Genomic DNA, 15458 nt, shown 5'->3' on the forward strand with positions numbered 1-15458 from the left:
CTTAATACCTCAGACTCTATTTATGTAGTGTATATCGTTTTTATTCATGCTATCTAGCAATAAGCGACTTTTCTTTCACGAATCAGAACAATATGACATTTTTTGGTAAAAAGAGAACAATCGGTCAGTGCTATTGAGTGAAATGCATAGTTTTTGTTATTTTTAAATCATCCTTTATTTAAAAATGAAAGTTAGGTATAATTAATATAGAAAAATTGTTATTCATGACAAGAAAAGTTTGTTATGAATGGGATAATAGTAAATAGGGTCTCAGGTAGAAATTCTTTACTTGTCTAATGAAATTAGCAAATTTCCCGTGATTTGGAAGCGATTAGATAAAGTAACGATTTATTTTTTTGGGAATAAAAAGTTTTTAAAACGATGGGATCCAGTATCTTACTCTAGATGATAATAATTATCATCTGAATGATAAACTAAAAAATTTTTTTAGAAATCGATGTCATTTTATTATCTAAGTATGTTCATAGGATGGAAGTCTCACGAAGCTTCACTGAAATGAGTATATTTTATGAGAACAAGTAACATCAGCAGGATGTCATGTGTTAAAAGAAAAATGAATCTAGGAAAGTAACAGGAAAGTGGAGAGAAATGGAAGAGACAATTAGTATAAAAGAGATCATCGGAGTATTTCGTAAGCGTTTGTTGACCTTATTTATTTCAACGTTAGTTGGTTTGGCGGTAGCAAGTTTCGTTACATTCTTTATTTTAACACCCAAGTTTAGTTCACAAGCCCAATTGATTGTCACGTTGCCTCAGTCAAATATTACGAATGTCAATGATGTGAATACGAATTTACAAATGATTAACACCTACAAAGATATGATTATTAGTGACTTAGTTTTAAGTGAAGTGAAAGATCAATTAGAAACGCAAGATCAGCTAGCAATGACGGTTGGAGAAATCAAACAAGCAATCACAGTGAATCAATCCGAAAATTCACAAATGTTTTCTATCCAAGCGATTAGTTCGATTCCAGATAATGCTCAGAAAATTGCGAATACCACAGCTGAGGTGTTTCAAACGAAAGCAAAAGATGTGATGAATGTTGATAAAATATCGATCATTTCTGAAGCGGTTGCGGACGGAACATCGGTGTCACCAAATAAAAAAATAAATATTGCCCTTGGCCTTATTTTAGGTCTGATGATTGGCATGGGGATAGCTCTGTTATTGGAATTGTTCGACCAGACTGTGAAAGATGAAAAATATCTTTCGGAGGTCATAGGGTTTCCAATTTTAGGGACGGTACCAGAAATGACTGCCAAAGATTTCAATAGAAATGACAAAAACAACAATGCACCGGTGACAATAAACGATGAAACTGGTGAACAAGCGAGAGCTTCTCGTAGAGCTCGTTCGAGAGTGTAGGAGGGAAAACATGCGACGTGTCATAAAACAAAAAGAAACACTACTTCAACCGATTCGTTTGATTACTTTAACTAATTCTTCATCAGCAGCGGCTGAGCACTACCGAACGATTCGAACCAATATCCAATTTGTTTCAATCAATGATCAACAAGTCAAAACGATCGTGGTCACGTCATCTGGACCAGGTGAAGGGAAATCGACCACGGCTGCAAATCTGGCTGTTGTCTTTGCAAAAGCTGGTCAGAAAGTGTTATTAGTTGATGCTGACATGCGAAAACCAGTTATTTACAAAGCATTTCAAATAAATAATCACTATGGATTAAGTAATCTACTCAGTTCAACTGAAACGATCAGTAAAGGGATCCAAAAAACGGCAATCAAGGAATTATCGGTATTACCAAGTGGACCGATTCCTCCTAATCCATCAGAGCTGTTAAGCTCGAAAAGAATGGATCAACTAATGGTAGAAGCAAGTCAGCTCTATGATATCGTGATGTTTGATTTGCCGCCGATTGTAACTGTGACAGATGCTCAAATCTTGTCATCAAAGGCAGATGGTACGCTTCTGGTAGTACGTGAAAAGACTTCACGAAAAGAAGCAGTTGTGAAAGCAAAAAAATTATTAGAGATGGCTCAGGCAAAGGTACTGGGAATTGTTTATAACGGAGTCGAACAAAGCAAAGATACAAGTTATTATTATGAATGATAAAGAGGAGGTAAAGGGAATGATCGATTTACATTGTCATCTATTACCAGCAGTTGACGATGGTGCGCAAAACCTGGAAGAAAGCCTAGCAATGGCTGAAAAAGCGGTTGAACAAGGGATTACTCATATTTTATGTACACCGCACCATAACAATGGCAAGTATTGTAATCAAAAGAAAAAAGTCATTCCCCTAGTCGCCACTTTACAAAAAGAGCTGGATAAAAGAAATTTACCGTTGGTGTTATTAGAAGGTCAAGAAGTTCGTATTACTGGAGAATTGCTTGAAGCGCTTCACCGAGATGAACTTCTTTTTACAGATTTAAATGATACTTATCTGTTGATTGAATTTCCTACATTAGAAGTACCGTTATATGCAAAGAACCTTTTTTTTGAACTGTTGAAACTAGGAAAAATACCAGTAATCGTGCATCCTGAGCGTAATACTTATTTTGCAAAAGATCCGAATCGTTTGTTGCCTTATCTAGAAATGGGCTGTTTGACACAGCTGACAGCGCCAAGTTATCTGGGGCGCTTTGGCAAAGAAATCCAAAAAACAGCAAAAAAAATGGTCAAGTACAATCTTGTACAAATGATTGCTTCGGATGCTCACGGTGTTGAGCGACGTTCTTTTTGTTTAAAAGAATGTTATGAACAAATCGCTAAAGACTTCAATAACGAAAAAGTTGAACAAATGAAACAAGTCGCCAAAGATTTAATCAATGGGGAGCAGATTCATTATCCAACTTATCAAGCGATAAAAAAGAAGAAGTTTGGGTTATTTTAGGGGGAGTAAAGGTGTTTGAAGTCACAAGAAAAAGAAAGATTGCTATTTTGATAGGAGTTGATAGCTTATTGTTGTTTTTGGCAAACATTGCTACAATTAGATTCATGAAGCCATTCGCAGAAGTATCAACGGATTTTATGTTCATCTCTACAGGCGTTTCAATAGGTTTCTATTTGTTTTATGGGAGTTTATTTAAAGTCTTTACAAGGATCAATCGCTATATGAATTTAGAAGAAATCAGGGCGATTTTTGTTTCTTTGTCGATCACTATGATTTCAAATCTTTTTGTCTTGTTTTTTATCAATCATCAGTATATGTTACGTCTAACGATCTTTACCTATATTTTGTCTTTGCTTTTAATCATGGGAAGCCGTCTGGAGTGGCGTCTTTACATTGAGAAAAAGCAGACAAAGCTACAACCTAGAGCCACTGCCAAGAAGACGATCATCGTAGGCGCTGGTGAAGGCGGTAGAATTTTGGCAAATATCTTACTTGGATCAAAAACAGCAAGTGACACCTATGTCATTGGTTTTGTTGATGATGATCCTAATAAGCAAAATACATATCTTTCAGGAAAAAAAGTGATCGGTATGATCAAAGACCTCCCTGCACTAATCAAGAAACATGATGTACAAATCGTTACCATCGCCATTCCTTCCTTATCCAAAACAAAAATCAGGAATATCTTTCAAATGGTAGAATCCTTGCATGTCAAAGTAAACACGATGCCTTCAATGGAAGAAATCGCTTCTGGAAAAGTCAGTGTCACAAAATTAAAAAAAATTGACGTAGTTGATTTACTAGAAAGAGATGAAGTTGAATTGGACATTGAATCGATCAAAGGTCATTTGACAGGGAAAACCATTCTTGTGACTGGTGCGGGTGGCTCGATCGGCTCAGAGATTTGTCGGCAGATTATCCAGTTTTCCCCAGCACAATTATTACTAGTAGGACATGGGGAAAATTCGATTTATTTGATCGATCGGGAACTCCGCATGAATCAGCAAAATCAGCAGACAAAAATCGTCCCGCTCATTGCAGATATTCAAGATCGTGACAAAATCAATGAGATCATGCAAAACTATCGCCCAGATATCGTTTATCATGCTGCAGCACATAAGCATGTTCCTCTCATGGAAGTAAATCCCAAAGAAGCAGTAAAAAATAATATTCTTGGAACGAAAAATGTTGCGGAAGCAGCCAAACAAGCGAAAGTCAAGAATTTTGTGATGGTCTCAACAGATAAAGCGAATCATCCACCTAATGTGATGGGAGCGACAAAGCGGATTGCAGAAATGATTGTAACAGGATTGAACGAAAAAAATGGAACAACATTTTCCGCTGTTCGCTTTGGAAATGTATTAGGTTCACGAGGAAGTGTGATTCCTGTCTTTCGTGAACAAATTGCGCAAGGTGGACCAGTCACGATTACTGATTTTCGGATGACACGTTACTTTATGACAATTCCTGAAGCAAGTCGATTGGTTATTCAATCAGGAGTCTTGGCTAAAGGTGGAGAGATTTTTATTTTAGATATGGGTGAACCAGTCAAAATCGTCAACCTTGCCAAAAATATGATTCGCCTGAGTGGCTATCGTGAAGACGAAATTGAGATTCTTGAAACGGGTATCCGTCCTGGGGAAAAACTATATGAAGAACTACTGTTGGATAAAGAGAGAAACGATGAAGCTGTCTATGAAAAAATTTTTGTCGGAAACATCAAAGGTTATTCAAATCAAAAAGTGATGGATTTTATCCGTCATTTGCCAAAAGATGAGAAACAATTAGCAAGAGAAGTGATTCGTTTTGCCAATGCTTCTAATCAATAGAAACTAGCTGTTTTAAGCTGAACGTACTATTAGTAAAGTAGTAAAATCATTGCTTTATGTGCTGGATTATACGATTCCTGCGATCAAAAATTGCATAGGGATACGTTATTCAAATCGCATGTAAAAAAACGTTTGACCATCAAAAAAAGAAACGAGAGGAGAAAGCGAGTGGATGCAATAATAGTAGGAGCAGGTGGGTTTGGTAAAGAAATTGCTTTTTTGCTCCAACAACAAAATGAGTATCAGTGGGTCGGTTTTGTCGATGATCGTAAAAGTGAGCAAAGCGATGTTCTAGGAAAACCTGTGATTGGCAAAATTGCTGACTTGCTTCAAGTCAAAACACCAATGGCAGTTTTTCTTGGGATTGCGGCTCCGACGGTCAAAGAAAACATCTATGAACAGTTACGACAAAACCCTCACTTGCTTTTTCCAAATTTGTTTGCCCCTAGCGCATTGATTGGCTTAAATGTTCAACTGGGCATTGGGAACATATTGATGCCTTACACGACCTATACTGCAGATATTTCAATCGGTGACTTCAATATGATCAATATTGGTTCAACAATCGGTCATGACTCCATTATAGGTAGTTACAATGCCATTTTTCCTAATGTCAATATTTCGGGAGCAGTCACTTTAGGAGATAAAAATGAACTGGGTGTCGGTACAAAGATTATTCAAGAACGTTCGATTGGTGATGGTAACATTATTGGGGCTGGCAGTGTTGTCATCAGAGATATCCCTCATCATTCAAAATGGGTGGGGGTACCAGCAAAGATAATTGAAAGGTGGAGTTGATGTGAGAAAAAAGCGAATATTATTAGCTTCGCCCCATATGAGTGAAGCAGGCTATGAACAAGCGTTTGTCAAAGAAGCCTTTGATACGAACTGGATTGCCCCTTTAGGTGCCAATGTCGATGGTTTTGAGCAAGAACTGGCAGATCATGTGGGAGCCAAGCATGTTGCTGCGCTTTCTTCAGGTACGGCAGCGATTCATTTAGCATTAAAGGCAGCAGGTGTCACGAAAGGAGATCAAGTGATTTGTCAATCCTTGACTTTTGCAGCTACGGTCAACCCGATTCTTTATCAAGGAGCCGCCCCAATCTTTGTGGATAGTGATGCCGAAACTTGGAATATGAGTCCTGTTCATTTACGCGCAGCTTTAGAAAAATATCCAAAAGCGAAAGCGGTGATCGTCGTTCACTTATATGGATTAGCTGCAAACTTAGCTGAAATCATGCAGATCTGTCAAGAATATCAAGTGACGTTGATTGAAGATGCTGCCGAATCATTAGGAACGACTTACCAAGGTAAATATACAGGAACGTTTGGAGACTATGGGATTTATTCCTTCAATGGAAATAAGATCATCACAACTTCAGGTGGGGGAGCATTGATCTCTGACGATCCTTTAAAAATCGAAAAAGTCAAATTTTGGGCCACTCAATCTCGTGAAAATGAACGTCATTATCAACATTTAGAAATCGGTTATAACTATCGTATGAGCAATATATTAGCAGGAATCGGACGTGGTCAATTAAAAGTATTAAATGAAAGAATCCAAAAGAAGCGTGCCATCTATCAATTTTATCAAGAAGAATTGTCCGAGTTTCCTAATATACAATTTATGCCGGAAAACTCTTGGAACGAACCTAACTATTGGTTGAGTGTCATTCGTTTAGAAGGAATAGATCCATCTTATTTGATTGAAGAATTGGAAAAAGGACAGATCGAAGCACGTCCTGTCTGGAAACCGATGCACTTACAGCCTGTTTTTGACTCTTTTGATTTTATTGGCGGTGAAGTTGCAGAATCGCTTTTTTCTTCTGGAGTTTGTCTTCCCTCAGATACTAAAATGACGGATGAAGAGTTAAATAGAGTCGTTGCAACGATCAAGCGAGTGATGCGTTATGAGTAAACCAACCTTTTATCGACTTTTTGGAAAGCGTGCGTTCGATCTTTTTTTCTCAGGTCTTTTATTGCTTTTGCTTGCACCACTGATGCTCATACTTGCAGGGTGTGTTCGATTTAAACTAGGTTCACCGGTTATTTTTAAGCAAACAAGACCAGGGAAGAATGAACAATTATTTTTTATGTACAAGTTTCGCACGATGACAGACGAGAAAGATCAACATGGCGCGTATCTTCCAGATGAAGTTCGTCTAACAAAATTCGGCAAACTACTTAGAGCGACTAGCCTTGACGAGCTGCCAGAGCTTTGGAATATCTTTAAAGGCGAAATGTCTTTTGTTGGTCCTCGTCCATTATTGGTAGAATATTTGACACTTTATAATGAAGAGCAACGAAAACGCCACAACATTCGCCCAGGTTTGACCGGATTGGCCCAAGTCAGTGGTAGAAATGCGATCAGTTGGGAAGAAAAGTTTACGTATGATTGTTTGTACGTTGAAAGTTATTCGTTTGGCAAAGATGTTTGGATCTTGTTACAAACAGTTCTTAAGGTGTTCAAACAAGAAGGGATTAGCTCAAATTTTGGACCAACAAGTGAAAAATTTGAAGGGAATGAACCATACTGAAAATTTTATATGTGACGACGATCTCCAATACACTCAATGCTTTTTTAATCCCTCATATTGATCAACTAATCAAAAATGGACATGAAGTGAGTGTGGCATGTGCGCTTGAACAACCGTTGGCATCTTATTTTTCTGATAAAAAAATACCTGTATTTCAAATACCATTCAATAGGAATCCATTAGCTAAAAGCAATCTTTTAGCCTATAAGAAAATCAAACAGCTGATCAAAGAAGAGAATATCGATATCGTACATACGCATACGCCAGTTGCTTCGATGGTGACAAGACTTGCTTGTAAGCGGATCAATATTCCTATCTACTATACGGCACATGGGTTTCACTTTTATCAAGGAGCCCCTATGCTTAATTGGTTCGTCTATTACCCAGTTGAAAAATACTTATCTCGTTATACAAGTAAGCTTATTACCATTAATCAGGAAGATTATTTGCTTGCTTCACAAAAATTTAAAGCAACACAAACTCATTTGATTCAGGGGGTTGGAATCCAAGTCGAAAAGTTCGAGAAAACCTTGGTTGATAAACGGCTAAAAAGTAAGGTACTTTCACTAGCTCAGCCAACAACCAAAGTACTCCTTTCAGTCGGTGAATTGAATAAAAACAAAAACCACGAACTGGTGATTCATGCACTCGCTTCATTTAAAGACCAAGATTTCCACTATTTTATTTGTGGAACGGGGCCTTTGAAACAAACGCTGGAACAAAAAATTAAATTTTTAGGTTTGGAAAAGAAAGTCAGTTTACTCGGATATCGTAAGGATATTATTCAGATCATGAAAATGAGTGATCTATTTCTCTTTCCTTCTTTAAGAGAAGGATTGCCCGTATCGATCATGGAGGCTATGAGCGTTGGTTTACCGGTAGTCGCTTCAAATATACGAGGCAATAAAGATCTGATCTATGATGAGAACACAGGAAAATTGTTTGATGTCAAAGAGTCAGAAGAACTAGTGAATATTCTTCAAGATTTTTTTGCTGGAACGTTACCTGTTACAAAATATTCCGAGAACGCTGCTGCTCATATCCAACAATTCAGCGAAAATGTAATCATCAATCAAGTAGCAGAACTTTATGAAACTTTATAACTAAAGGAATTTCACAAAATAAAAAAAGCACTTAAACAGGGAAAATGAGGTGAAAAGCTCTTAACCTCAAGAATGTTTTGATTATTTGTAAGAGTGACTGACGAAATGAGCCTGGGTTCAAAGGAAAAGTAAATGGCTTTGTTTTTTATAAAGCGAATGAAACGAAGAACTACCAATAACGTTCCAGTTTGTGTTTTTTATGTTAATAAAACTAATTATAGAGGTGAAACCAATTGAACGTATCAATTTTCGGCCTAGGCTATGTAGGGCTAGCCAATGCGTTATTACTTAGCCAGCATGAGAATGTCAAAGCTTATGACATCGTAGCAGAAAAGATCGAACGACTACAAAAGAAGGAGTCACCAATTGAAGACCGTGAAGTACATAATTTTCTTCAAAGAGAAGACCTAGCAATCGAATTTATTAAGGATTTCCGAGAAGCGGTTCTTTTTGGTGATTATTTGATTATTGCCACACCCACTGATTACGATGAAAAGAAAAATTATTTTAATACCTCATCGATTGAGAGCATCATTGAACAAGCTCTCGCCATTCGTCCAGAAGCAAAATTTATCATTAAGTCCACGGTACCAGTAGGGTATACGGCCGAATTAAAGAAAAAATATCAAACAGAAAATATTGTTTTTTCACCAGAATTTTTACGTGAAGGTAAAGCATTGTACGATAATCTTTATCCTTCCCGCATTGTTGTAGGAGAATGTTCAGATAGAGGGACAGAGATTGCGAATATGTTCAAAAAGAATACGCAAGCAGATAATGTCCCAGTTTTATTGACTCATTCAACAGAAGCGGAAGCAATCAAGTTATTCTCAAATACGTATCTGGCGTTGCGTGTGGCTTACTTCAATGAATTGGATAGTTATGCGGAGATACGAGGCTTAAATACGAAACAAATCATTGAAGGCGTCGGACTGGACCCACGTATCGGCTCTCATTACAATAATCCTTCATTTGGTTATGGAGGGTATTGTTTGCCAAAAGATACGAAACAGTTGAAAGCAAATTATACCGATGTGCCTAACAATCTTATCCAAGCGATCGTTGAAGCAAATACAACCAGAAAAGATTTTATTGCAGAACAAATTTTAGCCCAAAAGCCTAAGACTGTGGGAATCTATCGGTTAACGATGAAAGCCGATTCAGACAATTTCCGTTATTCATCGATTCAAGGAGTCATGAAACGAATCCAGGAACAAGGAGTTTCGGTGGTTGTCTATGAGCCAACGTTACCTGTTGAAGAATTTCATCATGCGCCTGTCGTTTCGGATCTTGCGCGATTCAAACAACTATCGGATGTGATCGTCTCAAATCGGATGGACCATCAATTAAAAGATGTGATCGAAAAAGTCTATACGAGAGATATTTTTAGTCGGGATGAATAAATGAAAAATATAGCCAAAAATTTTTTTTATCAGAGCTTGTTTCAACTGACGAAAATCATTCTTCCGATTATTACCATTCCAATCGTTTCTAATGCTTTAGGACCAAGTGGGATCGGTCTTTATAATTATACGTTTTCAATTGTCCAATATTTTGTTTTGTTTGCGGGGCTAGGGGTAACGATGTACGGGAACCGGGAAATAACTTTGACTTACAACCGTAAGAAAGAAGCGTTATCAGAAGTTTTTTGGGAAATTCTGCTTTTTAAGGCATTAGCGAGCTTAATTGTCATAGTCGTTTACTTTATTGTTGCCTCTTTATTAAATAATCGTTCGTATTTGTTTGTCCAATCCTTGGCGATTTTTGCCGTATTATTTGACGTATCTTGGTTTTTTATGGGAATTGAAGATTTTAAGAAAACTAGTATAGCTAATTTAGTAGTCCAACTAGTCACGTTTTTTCTCATTCTTTTCTTGATTAAAAACGAAGACGACACGTTAAAATATACCTTGATTCAAGGACTAGGTTTAGTTTGTTCACAAGTGAGTGTCTGGTTCTTTATTCCTAAATACATTCATTTGACGAAAGTTGATTTAAAGAAAAGTCTTAGTCATTTAAAGGGCTCTTTTGATTATTTTATTCCTCAAATTGCGATCATGTTGTATACCAATTTGAATAAGACCCTTTTAGGTTTCACATTAGGAAGTGTTGCAGTGGGCTATTTTACCAATTCTCTGCAATTGAATACCGTATTCATCACGATCATAACTACCTTAGACATCGTCTTACTTCCCCATATGACAAGTTTTTTTGCAAAAAAAAATATGGAGAAAATCGTTCGCACGATGGAAAAAACGATTCATTTACAATTGTTTTTTTCGATTCCAATCATGTTTGGGATGTTGACAGTTTATGACAAGCTCGTTCCTTGGTTTTTTGGCGAAAAATTTAGCTACATCACTCAAATTATTCCATATTTTACGGTTTTGATTGTGATCGTTCCTTTAGGCATGGCGATTTCTAGACAATATCTAATGCCAATCGGTCAGGTTAAAGAGTATAATCGTTCAGTAATCATTGGAGCTATCATCAATCTTGTGGCAAATCTCATACTATTGCCGTCTATTGGCTTTTTGGGCGTTGTATTTTCAACTATTCTCGCCGAAAGTTTCGTTACAGTTGTAAGAACAAGAGCTTTTCTGAAACAGACGACGTTTACCTTTTCTCTAAGAAAAATCGGGATGTTTATAATTGCTGGATTGATCATGTGTTTGATCACCAGGTTTTTAACAGGTCATTTAACGAGTAATATCCGAACCAATCTGATCCAATTCGTCATTGCTTGTCCGATCTATCTCGCAATCACAACGATAACCAAAGTCAATCCACTAGTTGATTTATTGAGGATCAAAAAGAAAATCTAATGATGACAAACAACAGGTCAAAGACCTTGAAAGTGGTTGCTGCTAGTGAAAAGAAAAATGTTTACACTGATTTTCATTCAATCCGAACCATTGATTCGGCAATATAGAGAAGAATAGTCAATGATCAGAGGACAAAATAAAAAAGGAGGAGAGGCGTTCTCTCTTCCTTTTTTATTTTAGCTATTTTGAGAAATAAACGAAATGCTTAGTTATTTCCGTTTTTGTTGTTTTCCAGCGTTACGACCTGTTTGGTTTTTAGGTGCTTTGACTTGTTTCTTCACTGGTTGTTCGCTATCCGCAGGTGTCACGTCTTTACGAGGTGTTACGACTTGCTTCGGTGGATTTTGTTTTAACTCTTCTGCCACTTGAGCTTTTAATTTAGGCTTCATGATGACATTTGTAATGAAGGTTTGCAAACAACTAAAGATACCACCAACTACCCAATAAAGTGTGACTCCAGCTGGCGCACTGATCGACATGAAGACGATCATCGCAGGCGAAACGATAAGCATCGTACGCATTGTTTTCTTTTGTTCTTCAGGGATACCGATTGTTGAAATATATCCTTGAAGTAAATAAGCAGCACCAGCAATCGCAACTAATACAAAACTAGGGTGTCCTAAGTCGATCCCATAGAAAGAGGATTCACGAATGCCTTCTGTATAACGAGCTGTGAAATAAAGGGCTGAAAAGATCGGCATTTGGATCAAGAGAGGCAAGCAGCCAATCCCGCCAGTCATACTTAACCCATTTTCACGATAAACTTGTTGCATTTCAGCTTGTGCAGCCATTTGTTCTTCACGAGTAGTCGCCGTTTTTAGTTTTTGTTGAGCGGCTTCGACTTGCGGCTTCAATGCTTGCATTTTTTCAGATTGGATCATTGTCTTTTTCGATTGACTAATACCTAATGGCAAAATGATGATACGAACGATGACTGTCATTAAAATAACAGCCCAACCATAGGACCAGTTGAAGTTCTCCACTAAATATGTAATCGCTTGTCCCATTGGATGGACTAATACTCGGTACACGATACCTGATGTGTCAGGGTTACCATTTGAATCCAGACGAACACAACCAGATAAGAAAAGCATGACTGTGACAAGGCCAGAACCCAATACCCAATTTTTCCATTTATTCATAAAATACTTCCTCTTTTATAATTTTTACACAAAATTAACTATACTAAAAAAGCCCACACAATTCAATCTACTTTATAGAAAATTCATAGATTCCTACCTATATGGTCTTAAAAAAATAAAAAAGTTATTTGTCAAACCACAAAAAGGAAAGGGAGAAAAGCCATCGGTTAAACAGAAGCAAAAACGATCAAACGAATGAGGGACGATTAGAAGAGAGAAGGCACGTTGTTTCTTTAAAAAAAGTCCTTTATCGTCAAACTTTCTTAAAGTCATGTGAGCCTTCTCATAGTGTAAATAGAACTACCTTTTGCGTGTTTCGTCCATTCAGAATCAGTAAATTAGCCGATCACATCAAATTTTTTTCGTTCTTCCATCATCGGATTATCTTGCAAGTCAACGTATTGTACGCGACCACTAGGACTTGGAGAATCCTTTACTTCTTCAATGAATCTTTTGATCGTTTCCTCATCGCCACATGCTTCGATTGTCACCGAACCATCTTCTTCGTTTTTAACTGTGCCTGTGATCCCTAATTGATCGGCAACGATTTTTGTCATATAACGAAAGCCAACACCTTGGACACGTCCTTGAACGTTCATCTTGATTTTTTTCATCATATCCACCTTTCTTTCCTTGCCTTTTAAATTAATGATACCGATTTTTTGATGTTGTAACAAGTTCAAGGTTCGAATTCATGCTATAATTAAGTGAGGTGAAAAATGTGAAAGAAATCCAATCAGCAAAAAATCCAAGAATCAAAGAATTGAAAAAACTACATAAGAAAAAATACCGGGAAGAAACAGGCGAGTATCTACTCGAAGGATTCCATTTGGTTGAAGAGGCAGTTGCTTCTCATGCCAAAGTAAAAGAAATCTTAATCACAGAGAAAGGGTTAGAAGAGTGGGAGGAGTGGCTTAAAAAACATTTAGACATCCCTTGTACCTTGGTAACGAATGAAGTCATGGCTGTGGTATCAGATTTGCCAACACCCCAAGGTATCTTAGCCGTTATGCTCTACGAAAAAGTAAACATGCCCGAATTAACTGGAGGATGGTTATTGTTAGATAATGTCCAAGATCCTGGGAATGTTGGAACAATGATTCGTACGGCAGATGCTTTTGGATTATCTGGTGTCGTTTTAGGAAAAGGATCAGCTGACATTTATAGTACAAAAGTGTTAAGAAGTATGCAGGGGAGCAATTACCATCTACCAATACTTCAAACAGACCTTGAGCAAATGATCCCGCTTTTAAAGGAACAAAATTTTAATATCTATGGAACGGAATTGAACGAGGATGCTCGTTCATTAGAACAGGTAACTGTTCCTGAGAAGTATGCAATTGTCATGGGGAATGAAGGGCAAGGCGTACGGCCCGAAATTCTTTCCTTGACGGATAAAAATATCTATATTCCGATTCGCGGAAATGCTGAATCATTAAATGTAGGAGTGGCAGCAGGCATCGTACTTTACCATTTCTCTTTATGATTAAGGAACTATTAAGCTTTCTACATTTTGATGGAACCTCACTAGGATATTCCGAACACTAATGATATACTAGGATCAATTTCAAAGGAAAATGAAATTCAAAAAAGGTGGCAGATCAATAATTATGACAGAAAAATGGCGTGAAGACGAAGAATATATGTCTTATGTAGAAGATCTATTAGCAACAGATGCAGTGAAGAAATTAGCCAATTATACACAACATGTCCACTCCACTCGATTAGAGCATTCTCTTAGTGTTTCTTACTATAGTTATAAATTAGCCAAAAAATGGGGCGGTAATGCAAAAGCAACCGCACGTGCAGGTCTTTTGCATGATCTTTTCTACTATGATTGGCGTACAACAAAATTTGATGAAGGAACGCATGCTTATATCCATCCAAGGATCGCAGTGAAAAATGCAGAAAAAATTACTGACCTATCCGATTTAGAGCGTGATATCATTTTAAAACATATGTGGGGCGCTACGATCGCACCGCCTAAGTATAAAGAAAGCTATATTGTGACGTTTGTCGACAAATATTGTGCTGTGAAAGAAGCAGCACAGCCGATGACTGCTTCGATGAAACAAAAATGGCAAAGATATTTCGGCAAAGAACAATCGATTTAATACGATGTGATTAAGAATTCTTCCTGAGAAATTTCATAAAATTTCTCAGGTTTTTTTTTATTGACGAACCATGATTTTTACGGTTTACTTTGTATCAAGAACAAGTTGTTGATACAAAATTAAAGGGGGTGATGATAAGATGCCATATGGATCTTATTTAAAAGAGTGGAAAAGCTTTAACTAACGTACTTTGTTGAAGTTCTTTTCTTCAAAGTACATTCACTTGAAAGAAGAAAGGACTCAAAGTCATGGAAAAAACAATTAAACCTTATCAATATTATTTTATTAAAAGAGAAGTCGAACAATTAATATCAGTCTATCATTCAGTAAACGATTCTAAAACGATCGAAACGGTCCAAGCATTAGCTGTGGAGAGAATAGAGGAACTAGTAGAACCCTCACAAAGGATGAACCTTTTCTTAGAAAACATCTTAGATACTTCTTTGACTAAAGAAACTGCTGAACGCTTATTAGAAGAATTAAAAGAATCAGTTCAACCTTTTGAGCAACCTTCGAAAGCTCAAATCGAAAAATTATTCCGAAAAGTGAAAAAGCTAAAACAACCTGATTGGAATCATTTGGATTTAAGAGAACACACCTATATTGGATGGAATGATCCTGGTACCCAGAAAAAATTTCTTGTTTATTATGATGAATCAGGGAAGTTAAACGGTATTCGCGGGACTTTATCCCCGACCATCACGAAAGGGATTTGTACGATTTGTAAAAAAACTTCGAGTGTGTCACTCTTTTTAGCAACAACAAAATCGAATTCAGATGGCACCTATACGAAAAAAGGAAACTATATTTGCCATGATAGTGAGCATTGTAACCACAATTTAGTCCAATTGACTCCTTTTTATGAATTTACTGAGATTGTAAAAAAAGAAGGATAATTTCATTGTATTTTTCATAAATATATGCTATTTTAATTGATGAAGTGAATAGGTGATGGTGTTCGCCTTTAAACGTTAATCTTAAGATAACTAATGACGCCTACTAAGAATCGGGATACCCCTTTTTTTAGTA

General features: G+C 37.0%; 15 protein-coding genes and 1 riboswitch. Of the genes, 13 read left to right on the forward strand and 2 right to left on the reverse strand.

The genetic code is table 11. From position 1 onward, the window contains the following. Positions 1-609: 609 nt before the first annotated feature. The 10 genes from EHR_RS08360 (at position 610) to EHR_RS08405 (ending at position 11173) form a co-directional block, all read left to right on the forward strand. The gene (locus EHR_RS08360) at positions 610-1389 is read left to right on the forward strand and encodes a YveK family protein (protein ID WP_010737948.1); all 780 of its coding nucleotides are present in this window, start codon (positions 610-612) and stop codon (positions 1387-1389) included. A 10-nt stretch (positions 1390-1399) separates the two neighbouring features. Next, a complete protein-coding gene (locus EHR_RS08365) occupies positions 1400-2095 on the forward strand; it encodes a CpsD/CapB family tyrosine-protein kinase (RefSeq protein WP_010737947.1) in 696 nt (231 codons plus the stop codon). 19 nt (positions 2096-2114) lie between these two features. Next, the gene (locus tag EHR_RS08370; RefSeq protein ID WP_010737946.1) at positions 2115-2879 is read left to right on the forward strand and encodes a tyrosine-protein phosphatase; all 765 of its coding nucleotides are present in this window, start codon (positions 2115-2117) and stop codon (positions 2877-2879) included. Positions 2880-2890: 11 nt separating this feature from the next. Next, positions 2891-4708 carry a polysaccharide biosynthesis protein gene (locus EHR_RS08375; RefSeq protein ID WP_010718517.1) on the forward strand — a complete coding sequence of 606 codons (1818 nt, stop codon included), beginning with the start codon at positions 2891-2893 and terminating at the stop codon, positions 4706-4708. A gap of 168 nt (positions 4709-4876) precedes the next feature. After that, positions 4877-5506 carry an acetyltransferase gene (locus EHR_RS08380; protein WP_010718516.1) on the forward strand — a complete coding sequence of 210 codons (630 nt, stop codon included), beginning with the start codon at positions 4877-4879 and terminating at the stop codon, positions 5504-5506. A 1-nt stretch (position 5507) separates the two neighbouring features. Further along, positions 5508-6626 (forward strand): DegT/DnrJ/EryC1/StrS family aminotransferase, encoded by a 1119-nt coding sequence (locus tag EHR_RS08385; RefSeq protein WP_010737945.1) that lies wholly within the window; start codon positions 5508-5510, stop codon positions 6624-6626. Beyond that, positions 6619-7245, forward strand: a complete 627-nt coding sequence (locus EHR_RS08390) for a sugar transferase (RefSeq protein ID WP_010737944.1) — start codon at positions 6619-6621, stop codon at positions 7243-7245. The genes EHR_RS08385 and EHR_RS08390 overlap by 8 nt, the downstream gene beginning before the upstream one ends. A gap of 11 nt (positions 7246-7256) precedes the next feature. Beyond that, positions 7257-8348: a glycosyltransferase family 4 protein gene (locus tag EHR_RS08395; RefSeq protein WP_010737943.1), complete on the forward strand. Its 1092-nt coding sequence runs from the start codon at positions 7257-7259 to the stop codon at positions 8346-8348. Positions 8349-8581: 233 nt separating this feature from the next. Further along, entirely contained in the window at positions 8582-9751 is a 1170-nt protein-coding gene (locus EHR_RS08400; RefSeq protein ID WP_010737942.1) for a nucleotide sugar dehydrogenase, read from the forward strand. Next, entirely contained in the window at positions 9752-11173 is a 1422-nt protein-coding gene (locus EHR_RS08405; RefSeq protein WP_010737941.1) for an oligosaccharide flippase family protein, read from the forward strand. A 209-nt stretch (positions 11174-11382) separates the two neighbouring features. Here the strand turns inward: EHR_RS08405 and yidC are convergent, their stop codons facing one another. Next, positions 11383-12315: a membrane protein insertase YidC gene (gene yidC / locus EHR_RS08410; protein WP_010718510.1), complete on the reverse strand. Its 933-nt coding sequence runs from the start codon at positions 12313-12315 to the stop codon at positions 11383-11385. 338 nt (positions 12316-12653) lie between these two features. Next, on the reverse strand, positions 12654-12929 hold the full coding sequence (locus EHR_RS08415) for an acylphosphatase (RefSeq protein ID WP_010718509.1): 276 nt from the start codon (positions 12927-12929) through the stop codon (positions 12654-12656). Positions 12930-13036: 107 nt separating this feature from the next. On the opposite strand from EHR_RS08415, the gene EHR_RS08420 reads away from it, so the two are divergent. The 3 genes from EHR_RS08420 (at position 13037) to EHR_RS08430 (ending at position 15325) form a co-directional block, all read left to right on the forward strand. Next, positions 13037-13801 (forward strand): TrmH family RNA methyltransferase, encoded by a 765-nt coding sequence (locus EHR_RS08420; RefSeq protein ID WP_010737940.1) that lies wholly within the window; start codon positions 13037-13039, stop codon positions 13799-13801. Between the two features lie 124 nt (positions 13802-13925). After that, entirely contained in the window at positions 13926-14429 is a 504-nt protein-coding gene (locus tag EHR_RS08425; protein ID WP_010737939.1) for an HD domain-containing protein, read from the forward strand. Between the two features lie 248 nt (positions 14430-14677). Further along, a complete protein-coding gene (locus tag EHR_RS08430; RefSeq protein WP_010718506.1) occupies positions 14678-15325 on the forward strand; it encodes a FusB/FusC family EF-G-binding protein in 648 nt (215 codons plus the stop codon). A gap of 42 nt (positions 15326-15367) precedes the next feature. Continuing rightward, positions 15368-15435, forward strand: a riboswitch (Fluoride riboswitch). The last annotated feature ends 23 nt before the right edge of the window (positions 15436-15458 follow it).

Origin of the sequence: Enterococcus hirae ATCC 9790, from assembly GCF_000271405.2 — a bacterium.
GTDB lineage: Bacteria > Bacillota > Bacilli > Lactobacillales > Enterococcaceae > Enterococcus_B > Enterococcus_B hirae.